We start from the raw sequence: 15,343 nt of genomic DNA on the forward strand, positions 1-15,343 counted from the left end.
AGTTTGTGGTGCGGTACTTGCGCCGACCCCAGTTCGTCTCACTCATCATCCGAGCCTACTACCGCTGCGGCCCGGATTTGTGCAACAAAGCCCCTACCAAGCCAAAAAATCCGGCTATTCGTACATCGCTGCCAAGCACATTCCAACGGCTAAAAATCTCTGTCCAGTCATGATCACCGCCACCAACTAGTGGTAGCAGCTGTGCACGTGCATCTTTCATGTAGCGCGCCACATTCAACAGGCTTGCGCCAAACCACAGCCAGCTAGCGGCAAAACCCAGGCTTTGGCGCTGTCGCCAAAAATGGTGCACGAACAAGAGCGGAAACAGCAGTTGGAAAAGGGTGCCGCCGTACACGGCCAGGTGGCTGGAAAAGATGCCTACGATGGGATGCCCGGCTTCATGGATGGCAAGGTTGGCGTGGTCCAGCAAGAACACCCAACGACCCTCAGTAAACAGATGCTGCCATAGCACATACAGCGCTGCCACGGTGAGGGCAATGCATGCCTTGGTGCTGGTGGGTTGCCAGTCTTCTGTAGTCACTTCTTCCCAATAGTCCCTCAGCCACATACGTTGCCTTTGTTGTCTGTTCTTTAAACCCACTAAAACCACCCTTGATACGTCATTGCTTCGCCGGTGCGCCCAGCCGGGGGCCTAGCCTTGTTGTACGTCTGTACTGCGTGCGGCTTCGCCCGGCGTGGCCCGGCCTGACGCGGCCCGGCCTGACGTTGCCCGGCGCCTCGTCTCAACGGCAAATCTACGATTTGCTGGTTTGTGTTAGCGGCTCTTCATGTGTGGTGAGCGGGCATGCCTGTGCAGATGGTGCTGTCCGCGTTTCACCACGGGGTCGATCCTTTTAAGTGTTTGCCACAGGCCCAGCCATGTCAACCAGGGGTGTTGGGTTATGTGCTTCTGCGTTGAAGTAGTCCGGTTTTGTATGACGCATTGAGCCAGCCGCTTGCTTCGCCCAGCAAAGCCAGGGCGCCATGCACGCGCATGAATCCCTGCTTGCGTGTGACGGTGGAGTGACCGCACTGAATAGGGCTGTATGAAAAAACAGTATCATTTGCGCAAATGCTGCCGCCCCACCGTTTCTACTACCTGCACAACTTCCAGCGGGCGCTCGACTGGATTGGCGAGCGCTATGCGGATTTGCTGGATGCGCGCGAGCAGGCGTTTCTGGCTGGGTTTTCCGGGCTGCCGCAGCCGTCGCAGGCGCTGCTGGTGCGCATGCTGATGCGACGGGGGCCGTGGTTTCGGGCGGACAAGCTGGTGTATGAGGAAATCCCCGATATTCCAGAGGCCGCGGGCCCTTTGCTCGCGCAAGGCTGGATCGATGCGGATGCCGCCATGGCCTTGGACGAGTTGTTTGCGCTGCACACGAAGCCAGAGTTGCTGCAGATACTGAATGGTTTTGGCCTGCAGCGCTCGCTGGGTAAGCGCGAAATGCTTCAAATTTTGCAGCAGACCGAACCAGAGGCGAAGCCCTACGCGGCATGGTTTCCCGCTGCTCCGCATGCGGCGTGGCGCGTGGCGATCAGCGATCTGGCCGAGCGGCTGCGGCTGATGTTCTTTGGCAATCTCCACCAGGATTGGTCGGAGTTTGTGCTGGCCGATCTGGGTATCTTCCAATACGAATCGGTGGCGTTCGATGCGCAGTCGCGGGCTTTTCAGTCGCGTGCCGATGTGGACGGCTACCTAGCCCTGCAACAGTTGCGCCAGTTGCTCGACGAGAGCGGTGATGCGGCGGCGGTGCTGGCGGCCATTGACGATGGCCGCAGCGAAGACTGCTGGCGCAACCCCTGGCTGGAGCGGCGCCGCTCCAAGCTGCTGCTGCGTGTGGGCCAGGCTTGTGAGCGCGCGCAGGATTGGGCGCTTGCCAGCAAGGCGTATGCGCTGTGCAACTACCCGGGCGCGCGCCACCGGCGCATTCGGGTGCTGGAGCGGCAGGCGCTTTTCGGCGATGCGCTTGCACTGGCGCGGGCGGCGCAGGCTCTGCCAGAGAGCGACGAGGAAAGCCAGCGCATCGCGCGCATGCTGCCGCGCCTGTTGCGCAACCTGGGCGAAGCCCTCCCTGGCCGCCGTGCCCATCTGCAGCCCGAGGTGGCGCAGATGCGCATCGATGTGGAGCTGGATGCGCCACGCCCGCCCACGGCGGTGGAATACGCACTGCGTGACCACTGGCAGAGCGATGCGGCGCCGGTGTTCTATGTGGAGAACGCGCTCATCAACTCGCTGTTTGGCCTGCTGTGCTGGCCGGCCATTTTTGCGCCGCTGCCGGGAGCGTTTTTCCACCCTTTCCAAACCGGCCCGGCAGACCTGAGCGCGCCGGATTTTGCAGCGCGCAGGGCGGCGCTGTTTGATGAATGCCTGGCGCTGCTTGATGGCGATGGCTGGCGCGAGGTGATCCTCCAGCGGTTTGACGCCAAGGCGGGCACGCAGTCGCCCTTTGTGTTCTGGGGCACGCTGACGCCCGAGCTGCTGGCGCTGGCGCTGGCCTGCATTCCTGCGGCGCATCTGAAGCTGCTGTTTGCGCGGCTGCTGCGCGATGTGAAGGCCAACCGCAGCGGTTTTCCCGATCTGGTGCGGTTCTGGCCTGCAGAGCAGCGTTATGAGCTGGTGGAGGTGAAGGGCCCGGGCGACAAGCTGCAGGACAACCAGATCCGCTGGCTGGAGTACTGCGCCGCGCACGGCATTGCGGTGCGCGTGTGCCATGTGCGCTGGCGCGATGGGGAGACGCCCCCTCTGGGGGCGCCCTTGGGCGACTCCGCCGTGGGCACCTTGGGTGGAGGCACCGCGTGAGCTACACCGTTGCCGTGCGCGCGCTGTGCGAGTTCACGGCCCGCGCGGGCGATCTGGATTTGCGTTTCACCCCTGCGCCCACGGCTCTCGAAGGTATGGAAGGCCACGGCGTGGTGCGCGCACGGCGCAGCCCGGGGTACGAGGCAGAAATCAGCCTGTGCGGCCAGTGGGAGGATTTGCAGGTGCGAGGCCGGGCCGACGGGTTTGACCCGGAGGCGCAGCAGCTGGAGGAAATCAAGACCTACCGTGGCCAGCTGGAACGGGTGCCCGCCAACCACCGCGCGCTGCACTGGGCGCAGGCCAAGGTGTATGCGCACCTGCTGTGCCAGGCGCGCGGCCTGCCGCAGATACGGGTGGCGCTGGTGTATTTCAACATCGGCACGCAGCAGGAGACGGTGCTGGCCGAGAGCTGGGACGCCGCGCCGCTGCAGCAGTTTTTTGAAGGGCTTTGCCAGCGCTTTCTGGCCTGGGCGCGCAGCGAGGCGGCGCACCGCAGCGCACGCGATACGGCGCTGGCGGCGCTGCGGTTTCCGTTTGCGCAGTTCCGTGCCGGGCAGCGCGAGCTGTCGGTGGCGGTGTACCGCACAGCCAGCACTGGCGAGGCGGGCGCCTGCCTGATGGCGCAGGCCCCCACAGGCATCGGCAAAACGCTGGGCACGGTGTTTCCCATGCTCAAGGCCTGTGCCACACAGGGGCTGGACAAGCTGTTCTTTCTGACGGCCAAAGGCACCGGCCATGGGTTGGCGCTGCAGGCGCTCGCCACGGTCAACGCACAGTTGCGCAGCCAGGGCGAGGCCGTGCAGCTGCGGGTGGTGGATTTGCAGGCGCGCGACAAGAGCTGTGAGCACCCGGACAAGGCCTGCCATGGCGAATCCTGCCCGCTGGCACGTGGTTTTTACGACCGGCTCGCCGCTGCACGCGCCCAGGCGTTTGCCCACCACAGCGCACTGGAGCCTGCGCAGGTCCGCCAGGTGGCGCTGGCGCACCAGATCTGTCCGTACTACCTGACGCAGGAGCTGGCGCGGTGGAGCGACGTGGTGGTGGGCGATTACAACTACTTTTTCGACAGCGCGGCCATGCTGTATGCGTTGACGCACGTCAACCAGTGGAAGGTGGGCGTGCTGGTGGACGAGGCGCACAACCTGCTCGAACGCGCCCGCCGCATGTACACGGCCGAGCTGCCGCAGTGGGCGCTGGTGGCCGCGCGTGCATCGGCCACCGGTGCGGTCAAAAAGGCGCTCGATGGCCTGCAGCGCCAATGGGCCGCCATCAACCAGGCGCAGGTGCAGGATTACGAGGTGCATGAGAGCGTGCCCGCTGGCTTGCTGGGCGCCCTGCAGCGCGTGGTGGGCGCGATTGCCGATGCCCAGGGCGACAGCCCGCTGCTGCCGGGCGACGCGGTGCTGGATTTTTACCTGGCAGCGCTGCAGTGGCTGGCGCTGGCCGAGCAGTTTGGCCCGCATGCGCTGTTTGATGTGAGCCGGCATGCCAGCGGGCAGGCTGCCATGGCGCGCACTGCTGGCCGCAGAAAGCCATTGTCCACCCTGTGCATTCGCAATGTGGTGCCTGCACCGCACCTGGCGCCCCGCTATGCGGCAGCGCAGGCCGTGGTGCTGTTTTCGGGCACGCTCAGCCCGTCGCAGTTCTACCAGGATCTGCTGGGGCTGCCAGAGGCATCGCGTTGCGTTGATGTGCCCGCGCCCTTTGATGCGGCGCAGCTGCAGGTGCGGGTGGCGGGCCATATCTCCACCCGTTTCAAGGACCGCGAGCGCTCGCTGGTGCCGATTGCCGATCTGGTGGCAGAGCAGTACGCCCGCCTGCCGGGCAATTACCTGTGTTTTTTCAGCAGCTTTGATTATCTGCAGCGCGTGGCGGCCTGCATGTTGGAGCGCCACCCCCGCCTGCCCCTATGGCAGCAGACGGCGGCAATGGACGATGCCAGTCGCACGGCCTTTCTGGACCGTTTTGTGGAAGACGGGCAAGGCATTGGTTTTGCCGTGCTGGGCGGCGCGTTTTCCGAAGGGGTGGATTTGCCGGGCAAGCGCTTGATTGGCGCCTTTGTGGCAACCCTGGGCTTGCCGCAGGTCAACCCCATCAACGAACACATGATGCAAGCCATGGCCGGGCGGTTTGGCGCTGCCCGGGCCTATGACTACACCTATTTCTACCCCGGCCTGCGCAAGGTGGTGCAGGCCGCAGGCCGGGTGATCCGCACCGAGCAGGACCGGGGTGTGGTGGTGCTGATCGACGATCGCTACCGGCGCGCCCAGGTGCGCGCCTTGCTGCCCGCGTGGTGGCATGTAGAGGGGCGGTAGCAGGCAGTTTGCTATGCTATTTGATGGTTTGGTGCGCATCCACCAAGCGCTGGCGGCTGGTTCTGTATAAATTCTGGCGCAGCGCTGCCGTGCAATGGCCTCCAATGGCGTGGCCGCGTGCGAGGGCGGTATCACGACGGCGCACACGCAGGGTGGGGGGCAGGCACCTTTGCAGGGGCAACCAACCCATCGCCAGATTGAGAAGCGCCATGAGCTGGGGCGCACTGCGGGGGCATAGGCGCAACCCGTAAAATCACCGCTTTTGCAGATGCCTCCGTGGCCCTGCATGCCTGATTCTGAACCGCCCAATGTTCCTGGCGGCCCGGCGCGCTCTGCGCAGCCTGGGCCCCGGTGCGGGCGCATGTTGGTGCTTTCATGAACAACACCCCCCCATCCTTTTTCAGCCGCATCGCCATTGCGATCGGCAGTTTCTTCGCCATTCTCGGCAACGGCCGTCTGGCGGGCGATGTCAGCCGCCTGCGCGGCGGCGAGGCCCTGGCCGCCGATGTACAGCCCCAAGAAGTGCGCGTAGAAGTCCCTGTCGAGAAGATCGTCGAAGTCCGCGTGGAAGTGCCCGTGGAAAAAATCGTCGAGAAGACCGTGGAAAAGCGCGTCGAGGTGCCGGTCGAGAAGCTGGTGGAGAAGACCGTTGAGGTGCCGACCAACACCGCAGCCCTGCAACTGCTGGGCCTGATGCAGCGCGAGGCGCGCTTTGTCGACTTCATCCAGGAAGAGGTCGCCCCCTATACCGATGCCGAGATTGGCGCTGCCGCCCGCGTGGTGCACGAAGGCTGCCGCAAGGTGCTGCGCGAGCATTTCGCCATGGAGCCCGTGCGCCCGGAGGCAGAAGGCAGCCGCATCACCCTGCAGGCCGGTTTTGACGCCGCTGCCGTGCGGCTGACCGGCCATGTGGTGGGCCAGGCGCCCTTTACCGGCACGCTGGGACATCGTGGCTGGCAAGTGACGCAAGTCAAGCTGCCGCAGCTCACCGATACGCAAGCCGCCAACATCATCGCGCAGGCCGAGGTGGAGCTGTGAGCATGGAGCACAACGCAAAGTACAGCATCGGCATTGACCTGGGCACCACGCACTGCGGACTCTCGTGGGTGGACAGGGCCGCCAGCGACGGCGAGAAAGTGCTGCAGGGCGTGCTGGACATTCCCCAGCTCACCGGCCCGGCCAGCGTAGAGGCCAAGCCGCTGCTGCCATCCTTTCTGTACCTGCCGCACGAGAGCGAGCTGACGGCGGCCGACATGGCGCTGCCATGGGGCGCGCAGCAGGATTTTGTGGTGGGTGAGCTGGCGCGCACGCGCGGCGCTGCCACGCCGATCCGGCTGGTCTCCAGCGCCAAGAGCTGGCTGTGCCATCCTGGTGTGGACCGCCGCTCGCCGCTGCTGCCCGCCGATGCGCCACCCGAGGTGCACCGTGTATCGCCGCTCACCGCCTCCATCCGCTACCTCTCGCACCTGCGCTGGGCCTGGGAGCAGGCCCACCCCGAGGCGCCGTTTGACGCCCAGGACATCACCGTCACCATTCCCGCATCGTTCGACCCTGCCGCGCGCGAGCTCACGGCCGAGGCGTGCAAGGCGGCGGGTTTCCAGAACCTGACGCTGCTCGAAGAGCCCCAGGCCGCGCTGTACAGCTGGATTCAGGCCACGGGTGGCGACTGGCGCAAGCAGGTCAGCAACGGCGACGTGATCCTCGTCGTGGACGTAGGCGGCGGCACCACCGATTTATCGCTGATCGCCGTGCTGGAGCGCGATGGCAATCTGGAACTGCAGCGCGTCGCCGTGGGTGAGCACATCCTGCTGGGTGGCGACAACATGGACCTGGCCCTGGCCTATGGCGTGGCACGCAAGCTTGCACAAGAAGGCAAGCAGCTCGACGCCTGGCAGACCCGGGCGCTTGCCCATGGCTGCCGTGCCGCCAAGGAGCAGCTGCTGGCCGACGAAAACCTGCAGGCCGTGCCCGTGGTGGTGCCCAGCCGTGGCAGCAAGCTTATCGGCGGCAGCATCCGCACCGAGGTGACACGCGCCGAGGTGCTGGCCATGCTGGTGGAAGGCTTCTTCCCCCAGGTGGCCGTCAGCGACAAGCCCCAGACCCGTGCGCGCGGCGCGCTCACGCAGCTGGGCCTGCCCTATGCGCAGGACGCAGCCGTCACCCGCCACCTGGCGGCCTTCCTGTCGCGCCAGGCCGGGGCGACCGAGCAGATCGAAGGCCTGCAGGGCACGCAGCCTGCGGGCGCGAGCTTCCTGCACCCCACGGCCATTCTGTTCAACGGCGGCGTACTCAAGGCTGCGCAGATCGAGCAGCGCATTCTCGCCGTTGTGAACGGTTGGCTGGCGGCTGAAGGTGCGCAGCCCGCGCGCCTGCTCGATGGCGCCAACCTCGATCTGGCCGTTGCGCGCGGCGCTGCCTACTACGGCCATATCGCTGCCCAAGGCCACGGCGTGCGCATCCGTGGCGGCACAGCGCAAAGCTATTACGTGGGCGTGGAATCAAACATGCCCGCCATCCCTGGCATGGAGCCACCCATCTCGGCGCTGTGTCTGGCGCCCTTCGGCATGGAAGAGGGAACGGAAGTGGCGCTGGACGCGCAGGAGTTCGGCCTCGTCGTGGGCGAGCCGGTGCGGCTGCGCTTCTTCGGCTCCAGCGTGCGCCGCAGCGACGCCGTTGGCACCATGCTCGACTTCTGGGGCCCCGAAGAACTAGTGGAACTGCAGGAGATCGAAGCCCATCTACCCGCCGAGGGCCGCGCGAGCGGCGAGGTGGTGCCCGTCACCCTGCATGCCCGCGTGACCGACATCGGCACGCTGGAGCTCAACGCCGTGCCCGTGGGCGGCAGCGAGCGCTGGAAGGTGGAGTTCGATGTGCGGGCGGAGACCACGGTCGCCGACGATAGTTTTGCTGTGCACTGAATTACATCGAATCGGGAGTGGATATGAGGGGAAACGTAATCTCTTATATCGAGATGTGCCAGAAGGAAGGGACTAGCCTGCAGCGCGGAATGAATTTCCGCTTAAAGGGTCGTCATTCGGTCATCTTGATGTCGGTACGGCCTAACTCTCCTTATCGAGACGAAGTGAGGGAGGGGGGGACGGTCTTGATCTATGAAGGTCACGATGTGGCCAAAACACAAGGTATTTCGGATCCCAAGCTTTTAGATCAGCCCATGACTTCCAATCGTGGAGCGCTGACTGAGAATGGGAAATTTCATAGAGCTGCACAGCACTTTAAGTCTGGCGATAAAGGGCCAGATATCGTCCAGGTATATGAAAAAATCAAGGAGGGTATCTGGGCCGACAATGGCTTTTTTCATTTAGTCGATTCTTGGGTAGAAAACGACGGGGTTCGCAACGTCTGCAAGTTCAAGTTGGTTGCAATAGAAAGCGTTTCTGATGTTGCTGCAGCTGAAGAAATGTCGAACAACATAGTTGAGCGTAGTCGAATTATTCCAACCCATGTGAAGTTGGAAGTTTGGAAGCGTGATGGAGGCAAATGCGTCACTTGCGGTGCGACAGATGAACTTCATTTCGATCACATTCTTCCCTTTTCTAAGGGTGGAACTTCACTCAAAGCAGAGAATGTGCAATTGCTTTGCGTACGTCACAACTTGGGCAAGAGTGCAAAAATTCAGTAACCAGAGAGCAGTGCTTTTCTCATCGTTATGAGGCAAGCTCATCTCAATAGTTTTAATGTGAACCACTTGCCGCATGACTGCCGTGACTGAAAGCACTTCTTTTGGCTCCGCGCGTTATGTGGTGGGCATCGACCTGGGCACCAGTCACACCGTCGTCGCCAGCGTGCCTTTGGGGGGTGTGGCCGCAGAGATTGCACTGCTGAACATTCCCCAGCGCAGCACGGCTGGCGAAGTGCTTGCGCAGCCGCTGCTGCCTTCGGTGCGCTACCAGGCAGCACCCGGCGAACTGGGCGACGCCTGGCGCGAGCCCTGGCCGCCGCAGGGTGCCGATGCGCAGGCGCCTGCCGTCATCGGCCGCTGGGCGCGTGATCTGGGCACGGCCGTGCCTGGGAGGCTGGTGGCCAGCGCCAAGAGCTGGCTGTCGCACACCGGCGTGAACCGCACGGCGCCCATCCTGCCCTGGGGCGCGGCTGAAGATGTGGCCAAGGTATCTCCGCTGGCAGCGTCGAGCGCCTACCTGGCCCACGTTCGTGCCGCCTGGGACCGGGCGCACCCCGAGGCCCCGCTGCACCAGCAGGCCGTGGTGCTGACCGTGCCTGCCTCGTTCGACGAAGGCGCGCGTGCGCTGACGCTGGAGGCCGCGCAGCTGGCGGGCCTGCCCGGCGTGCATCTGCTCGAAGAGCCCAAGGCCGCCTTTCACGACTGGCTGGTGCTGCAGGGCGAGCAGCTGGCATCTCAATTGGCGGGCAGCCGGTTGGTGCTGGTCGTCGATGTGGGCGGCGGCACGACCGATCTGACGCTGATCCGCGTGGAGGCATCGCCCGATGGCGGCCTGCCCGTGCTCACGCGCACGGCCGTGGGCGAACACCTGATGCTGGGTGGCGACAACATGGATCTGGCGCTTGCCCACCAGCTGGAGGCGCAGTTTGCAGGGGAAGGCGAGCGATTACCCGCGCCAAGGTTTGCCCAGCTGGTGCAGCGCTGCCGCATCGCCAAGGAGCAATTGCTCGCCGCCGATGCCCCCGAGAGCGTGGCGGTGACGCTGCTGGGCGGCGGCAGCCGCCTGCTGGCCCAGGCCCGTAGCGCTACGCTTACGCGCGAGCAGGTGCGGCAATGGGTGGTCGATGGTTTTTTGCCGCCCGCGCAGATCAGCGATGTGCCCGCCCGGCGCCAAGGCGCGCTGCGCGGCTTTGGCCTGCCATATCCAGCCGATGCGGCGATTTCGCGGCATCTGGCGCAGTTTCTGTCGCAACACGCTGCTGGCACTGATGCGGCCCACCTACCCGATACCGTGCTGCTCAACGGCGGCGTCTTCCACGCCCATGCCGTGGTGGAGCGGCTGACCGAGCAGCTCTCGGCCTGGCGCGGCAGCCCGGTGCACGTGTTGCACAACCCGCACCCCGACTGGGCCGTGGCGCGCGGCGCGGCAGCGTATGGACTGGCGCGTTTTCAGCCGATTGTTGAGGAAATAGCGGATCCGGGCGAGCACGATCAGGCGCAGTCTGCTATCAAAATTGACAAGCCAGTGATTGCCGCGCGCCTGCCACAGATCGGTGGCGGCTCGGCGCGCAGCTACTGGCTGCTGTTGCCCGCAAAATCTGGCGCCCGCCCGCAAGGCATCTGCCTGTTGCCACGCGGCACGGAAGAGGGCGTGCGCATCGTGCTCTCGGGCCGGCGCTTTGCGCTGCGGCTGGGCGAGGCCGTGCGCTTCAACCTGCTGGCCAGCAGCCGCAGCGATATACCGGCGCAGGCCGGGCAGATTGCAGAGATCGGCGGCGAAGGCTGGGTGGAGCTGCCGCCGCTGTCTGCGGTGCTGCCCGCACCGCAGGGGCGCGATAAGGCCCAGGTCGAGGTGCAATTGCAGGCCAGCATGACCGAAGTGGGCACGCTGGAAGTGCGTTGCGTATCCGCCGAGAAGTCCGACGGTGCCTCCCCCTCCTGGCTGCTGCCTTTTGCTGTGCGTGGTGCTGTGCGCGGAGCGGTAGAACATGATGCTGCTGCTGATTTGGTAGCTGACGGCGCAGATAGAGAAAGCGCTGGTGGCCAGAACGGCTTGAAATCATCGGATGCGCGTTTGCCCGAGGCCGTGGCACTGATCGACCGCATTTTCGGCAACCAGGCGCAGGACGTGACGGCCAAGGAAGTGCGCCAGCTGCGCCAATCGCTGGAAAAAGTGCTGGGCCCGCGCGAGGCCTGGGGCATTGCCCTGCTGCGCGCCTTGTTCGATACCTTGCTGGCCCGCGCCCGGCGCCGCCGCCGCACCGTGGAGCACGAGCGCGTCTGGCTCAACCTTGCAGGCTGGTGCCTGCGGCCCGGCGTGGGGGCCGAACTCGATCCCTGGCGCATGGAGCAGATCTGGGCGCTCTATCCCCATGGCCTGGGCCATGGCAAGGAAGCAGGCAACTGGACCGAGTGGTGGGTGTTCTGGCGCCGCGTAGCGGCGGGCCTGAACGAAGCGCAGCAGATGGAGCTGCTTGAAGACGTGGCCGGCCACATGCAAAAAACCGTGCAGCAAACTGCCCGGGGCAAGAGCAGCCACGGCAGCTACGACGACATGCTGCGCCTGTTTGCCGCCATGGAAGCCGTGCCCTGGCAGTACCGCCAGGAAATGGGCCAGTGGATGCTGCAGCGCTTGAAGCGCCCCGAGGAAACCGCGCAGACCTGGTGGGCCATCGGCCGCCTTGCCGCGCGCCAACCGCTGGCCGCCAACGCGCACCTCGTGATGCCACCCGAGGCGGCGCAGGAGTTTTTGAACGCCACGCTCGCCCAGGATTGGCGCAGAAACGAAACGGCCATGTTCGCTGCCGTGCAGATGGCCCGCATGACCGGAGACCGCGCGCGCGATCTGCCTGATGCCACGCGCGCCCAGGTGCTGGAGAAAATGCGCGCCGCAGGCGCCCCGCCGCGCTGGATCGCCATGGTGGAGCAGGTGGTGCAGATGGAAGCCGAAGACCAGAAGCGCAGCTTTGGCGATAGCCTGCCTCCAGGGCTGGTATTGCTGTAGCAGTAGCAGCTTTTGTCGCCAATGCGGAACGGTTCGCGCATGCCGTGGGCGCTTTGCCTGTAAATTGGCAGCTTCCGTGTCATTTGTGGGCCATGGGCCGCTGCGCCATGAAAGATTCTGTATTGGACATCCGGCCGCTTGCCACTGGCGATTTGCAGGCGCTGCTGGCGCTCTACCAGCACTTGCATGCGTCAGACGATCCTCTGCCGTCTCTTGCCCGCGTGGAGTCCATCTGGGCAGGCCTGGTGGCCGATCCGCACAATCTCTACCTGGGCGGCTTTGTGGGCGGCCAACTCGTGGCCAGTTGCGTGCTCACCACCATACCCAACCTCACGCGCGGCTGCAGACCGTATGGTTTGATTGAGAACGTGGTGACACACGACGCATTCCGGCAGCGCGGGTTTGGCAAGGCTGTGTTGCAGCACGCCTTGCAACGGGCCTGGGCCCAGGGGTGCTACAAGGCCATGCTGATGACCGGCCGCAAGGACGAGGCGGTCATGCAGTTTTATGAAGGCGCGGGTTTTGACCGGCACGACAAGCAAGCCTTTGTCGCCCGGCCACCTGTGTGACCGATGCAACAATGCACAGGTTCCAGCGTGCAGCAACCGGGAGGGTGCTGCCGACAAGCACAAAACCATAGAAAGAGTTCGCTATGAAATTTGATGTTGTGGCGCGCACTGGCCATGCGCCAGAAGCTGTTTTTGCTTCCAAACGCCGATGGCTGGTAGTGGCCGCTGGCGCTGCCGTGCTGGCTGGTGCGCCGCAGGCCTGGGCGCAAGGGGCGGCGGGCAACTGGCCTGCCAAGCCCATCACCTTCATCGTGCCCCAGGCGCCCGGTGGGGCCAACGATGTGATTGCGCGCGCGGTGGCGCAGGGCCTGGAAAACTCGCTGGGCCAGCCCGTGGTGGTGGAAAACCGGCCCGGCGCCAATGGCAACCTGGGCACCAGCCAGGTGGCGCGCGCTGCGGCAGACGGTTACACCTTCCTGGTGACGGCGCAAAGCGCCTACACCATCAATCCGGCGCTCTACACCACGGTGCCGTTTGATCCGCTCAAGGATTTCACGCCCATCATGCAACTGGCGGTGGCGCCATACCTGCTGGTGGTCAACCCCAAATTCCCCGCCAAAAACCTGGACGAGCTGGTGGCCTATGCCAAGGCCCACCCGGGCAAGGTGGAATATGCCTCGGCAGGCAACGGCACGCTCAACCACCTGCTGGGCGAAATGCTGAAAAAGCAGAAGAAGATCGAGCTGCTGCATGTGCCGTACAAGGGCGCATCGGCTGCAGCCACCGATGTGGTGGCGGGCCAGTTGCCCATGACGTTCGGCAGCTTTCCCGGCGTGATGCCCTTTGTGGCCAGCGGCAAGCTGCGCGTTCTGGGCGTGGCTTCCGACAAGCCCACACAGCTGGCCCCCGAGATCGTGCCCCTGGGCAAAGATCTGGCGGTCACCAGCTGGTATGGCCTGTTTGTACCCGCTGGCACGCCCGATGCCATCGTCACCCGGCTGCACGCTGCCATTGCCAAGGTGATGGCTACGCCTGCTATGGCTGAGCGGTTGAAGGGGCTGGGGGCAGAGCCCGTGCAGTCCGATCCGCGCAGCTTCAAGGCAGGCCTGCCTGCCGAGCTGGCCTACTGGAAGCAGGTGGTGCAGGATTCGGGGGCACACATTGACTGATGCACAACTGCTGGCAGCCTGCGCCGCCTTGCCCCGGGTTGGTCATTTGCCCCCCGGGCCGCGCAATACCATCACCGATGTGGCGGGCCTGCGCGTAGGCCACTGCACCGTTGCCCAAGGCGACCTGCAGACCGGTGTGACGGTGGTGGTGCCGCCGGTGGCCAATCCCTTTTTGCACAAGCTGCCTGCGGGGCTGGCGGTGATCAATGGCTTTGGCAAAAGTGCGGGCCTGGTGCAACTGGCCGAGCTGGGCCAGATTGAAACCCCCATTGCGCTCACCAACACCTTTGGCGTGCCTGCCGTGGTGCAGGCGCAGATTGCCGAGTGCATTGCCGCCAACCCCGAATGCGGCCGCAGCCTGCCCACGGTGAATGCGCTGGTGCTGGAGTGCAATGACGGCTATCTGAGCGACATCCAGCGCATGGCGGTGACGGCAGACCACTACCGCGAGGCGGTGGAGTCTGCTTCCTATAGCGTGGCCCAGGGCGCAGTGGGTGCGGGGCGCGGCATGTCGTGCTTTCAGCTCAAGGGCGGTATCGGTACGGCCTCGCGCGTGGTGGAGATGGCTGACTGCCACTACACCGTGGGGGCGCTGGTGCAGGCCAACATGGGCAAGCTCGCTGACCTGCGTTGGGGCGGTGTACCCGTTGGTGCAGCGCTGCAGCAGCGCCTGCATGCCAAGGAGCAGCAGGCCGCGCTGGGCGATGGTGTGGACAAGGGCAGCATCATCATGCTGCTGGCCACCGATGCCCCGCTGGACAGCCGCCAGCTCACCCGTATGGCCCGGCGCGCCGCAGCAGGGCTGGCGAATACCGGCTCCTGCTATGGCCATGGCAGCGGCGATATTGCGCTGGCGTTCAGCTGCGCCTACACGCAGCCTGCCGATGTGAACGAACCCATGCCCGCCATGCCGATGCTGCACGAGACGCTGCTCGACCCGCTGTTCCGCGCCGCATCAGACGCCGTGGAGCAGGCGATCTACCATGCGCTGTGGCATGCGCAGATGGTGCAGGGACGCGATGGCCACCGCCGCTGGGGCTGGCAGGATCTGTGGAAAGACTGAGCTATGAAAGTACTGATTTCTGTTGATATCGAAGGCGTGGCCGGTGTCTACCACGCCGAACAGGTGCGAGCCGGCAACCCCGAGTACGAGCGCGCCCGCCGCTGGATGGCCCAGGAGGCCAATGCAGCGATTGATGGCGCCTTTGCAGCCGGGGCCACCGAGGTGTTCGTCAATGATTCGCATGGCGGCTTTCGCAATATGCCGCCCGATCTGCTGGATGCGCGGGCGCAGGTGATTCAAGGCAAGCCGCGTTACCTGAGCATGGTGGCAGGCGTAGAGCTGGGCATGGATGCGGTGTGCATGGTGGGTTACCACTCGCGCGCGCAGGGGCGCGGCATTCTGGCGCACACCATCAACAGTTTTGCGTTTGCGCGTGTGTGCATCAATGGCCAGCCAGCCAGCGAAGCCCATCTTTACGGCGCGCTGGCCGGTGCCTATGGCGCGCCGGTGGTGATGCTGGCGGGTGATGATGTGCTGCGCGCAGAGAATGAGGCCCTCTTTCCCTGCGCCGTGTTTGTGCAGACCAAGCGCGCCACGGGCCATGCGAGCGGCATCAGCCTGTCGCCCGAGCAGTCTCAGGCCGCCATTCGTGAGGGGGTGGTGCTGGCATTGGCGCAGCGCGCGCAATGTCAGCCGCTCCTGGCTGCCAGTCCGGTGCAGGTGGAGATCACGGCCACATCGCCGGGCATGGCCGATCTGTTCTGCCAGTGGCCGACGCTGGAGCGTGTGGACGGCTGCACGGTGCGCTTCAGCGCGCCAGAGATCGAGTCGGCCGTGCGCATGATCAACTGCCTGTCGGCCATGTCGTCAATGCTCCGTTAGGCCGCTGCACCACGGTGCTTC

General features: G+C 64.8%; 11 protein-coding genes. 10 read left to right on the forward strand and 1 reads right to left on the reverse strand.

The window, feature by feature from the left end; translation table 11 throughout:
* Positions 1 to 58 precede the first annotated feature (58 nt).
* Positions 59 to 601 carry a hypothetical protein gene (locus tag HNP33_RS16320; RefSeq protein WP_184710454.1) on the reverse strand — a complete coding sequence of 181 codons (543 nt, stop codon included), beginning with the start codon at positions 599 to 601 and terminating at the stop codon, positions 59 to 61.
* Between the two features lie 471 nt (positions 602 to 1,072).
* Here HNP33_RS16320 and HNP33_RS16325 point away from each other — a divergent pair, with 471 nt between their 5' ends.
* The 10 genes from HNP33_RS16325 to HNP33_RS16370 all read left to right on the forward strand — a co-directional run bounded on the left by HNP33_RS16325 (position 1,073) and on the right by HNP33_RS16370 (position 15,322).
* Entirely contained in the window at positions 1,073 to 2,800 is a 1,728-nt protein-coding gene (locus HNP33_RS16325) for a VRR-NUC domain-containing protein (RefSeq protein WP_184710452.1), read from the forward strand.
* Entirely contained in the window at positions 2,797 to 5,115 is a 2,319-nt protein-coding gene (locus HNP33_RS16330; RefSeq protein WP_184710450.1) for an ATP-dependent DNA helicase, read from the forward strand. The genes HNP33_RS16325 and HNP33_RS16330 overlap by 4 nt, the downstream gene beginning before the upstream one ends.
* 375 nt (positions 5,116 to 5,490) lie before the next feature.
* A complete protein-coding gene (locus tag HNP33_RS16335; RefSeq protein ID WP_184710448.1) occupies positions 5,491 to 6,153 on the forward strand; it encodes a DUF2760 domain-containing protein in 663 nt (220 codons plus the stop codon).
* Positions 6,154 to 6,155: 2 nt separating this feature from the next.
* On the forward strand, positions 6,156 to 8,033 hold the full coding sequence (locus tag HNP33_RS16340; protein ID WP_184710446.1) for an Hsp70 family protein: 1,878 nt from the start codon (positions 6,156 to 6,158) through the stop codon (positions 8,031 to 8,033).
* An 89-nt stretch (positions 8,034 to 8,122) separates the two neighbouring features.
* Positions 8,123 to 8,755 (forward strand): HNH endonuclease, encoded by a 633-nt coding sequence (locus HNP33_RS16345; RefSeq protein ID WP_221452101.1) that lies wholly within the window; start codon positions 8,123 to 8,125, stop codon positions 8,753 to 8,755.
* Positions 8,756 to 8,828: 73 nt separating this feature from the next.
* Positions 8,829 to 11,759 (forward strand): Hsp70 family protein, encoded by a 2,931-nt coding sequence (locus HNP33_RS16350; RefSeq protein ID WP_184710442.1) that lies wholly within the window; start codon positions 8,829 to 8,831, stop codon positions 11,757 to 11,759.
* Between the two features lie 107 nt (positions 11,760 to 11,866).
* On the forward strand, positions 11,867 to 12,328 hold the full coding sequence (locus HNP33_RS16355) for a GNAT family N-acetyltransferase (protein ID WP_184710440.1): 462 nt from the start codon (positions 11,867 to 11,869) through the stop codon (positions 12,326 to 12,328).
* An 83-nt stretch (positions 12,329 to 12,411) separates the two neighbouring features.
* Positions 12,412 to 13,437 (forward strand): Bug family tripartite tricarboxylate transporter substrate binding protein, encoded by a 1,026-nt coding sequence (locus tag HNP33_RS16360; protein ID WP_184710438.1) that lies wholly within the window; start codon positions 12,412 to 12,414, stop codon positions 13,435 to 13,437.
* A complete protein-coding gene (locus tag HNP33_RS16365; RefSeq protein WP_233464563.1) occupies positions 13,430 to 14,500 on the forward strand; it encodes a P1 family peptidase in 1,071 nt (356 codons plus the stop codon). Before HNP33_RS16360 ends, HNP33_RS16365 begins: the two co-directional genes overlap by 8 nt.
* Positions 14,501 to 14,503: 3 nt before the next feature.
* A complete protein-coding gene (locus HNP33_RS16370) occupies positions 14,504 to 15,322 on the forward strand; it encodes a M55 family metallopeptidase (protein ID WP_184710436.1) in 819 nt (272 codons plus the stop codon).
* The last annotated feature ends 21 nt before the right edge of the window (positions 15,323 to 15,343 follow it).

This window comes from Comamonas odontotermitis (assembly GCF_014207855.1).
GTDB lineage: Bacteria > Pseudomonadota > Gammaproteobacteria > Burkholderiales > Burkholderiaceae_C > Comamonas > Comamonas odontotermitis_A.